Source organism: Suttonella ornithocola (assembly GCF_001889065.1).
In the GTDB taxonomy this organism is placed as follows: domain Bacteria; phylum Pseudomonadota; class Gammaproteobacteria; order Cardiobacteriales; family Cardiobacteriaceae; genus Suttonella_A; species Suttonella_A ornithocola.
This window is the reverse complement of the sequence record NZ_LWHB01000338.1, coordinates 1-572: the sequence shown is the minus strand read 5'-3', so window position 1 is coordinate 572 and position 572 is coordinate 1. Positions and strand designations below refer to the sequence as shown.

Below are 572 nucleotides of genomic sequence, written 5' to 3'. Positions count from 1 at the left end.
CTGATTTTAGGTAACTCAGGTAACAGTGCTTCTCTCACCCAATGAGAGAAAATATCGCTGTTAATAGAACCATCATATAAGCGTAAGGCAAACAATTCTCCATTGATAATGGCTCCAATCGCATTGCTCTGGTTCTTTAAATGCCAGTTATCACTTCCATGACAAACTTCTCCTTTTGTGCTGTAGCCATAAGCTCTATGAGCAAAGGCTTTAAAACCACATTCATCAAGATAGACTATCGGTTTGTCTTGAGCGGTCTTATCTACTATTTGTTCTTGAAAGTGCTCTCTTTTCTCTGTGTCGGCTTTTGGATGTTGGTTAATCTTTTTTTATGCGTTATCTTTAGTTCGCTTTAGAGCATAACAAATCGCTGATTGCGAGCAATTAAAACGTCTAGCGCTTTCCCATTGGTAATCATCAGGATACTGCTCAATATCCTTAAGCAAGGCTTCATCATCAATCTTTGAGGGCTTACGCTCAGTAAAGCCTTTAGGATGGGGATTTTTAATCCAGCTATAGACGGTGAATTTGCTGATCTTGTAGCGCTTTGCAACAGCGCGCCAAGTTTCTCC

The 572-nt window shown here is 40.2% G+C and carries 2 protein-coding genes; both read right to left on the bottom strand.

Annotation, left to right across the window (positions count from 1 at the left end; translation table 11 throughout):
- A partial coding sequence (locus A5N85_RS18085) for a transposase (RefSeq protein ID WP_428843264.1) occupies positions 1–239 on the bottom strand: 239 nt, incomplete at its 3' end.
- 90 nt (positions 240–329) lie between these two features.
- A partial coding sequence (locus A5N85_RS14230; RefSeq protein WP_072577682.1) for an IS630 transposase-related protein occupies positions 330–572 on the bottom strand: 243 nt, incomplete at its 5' end.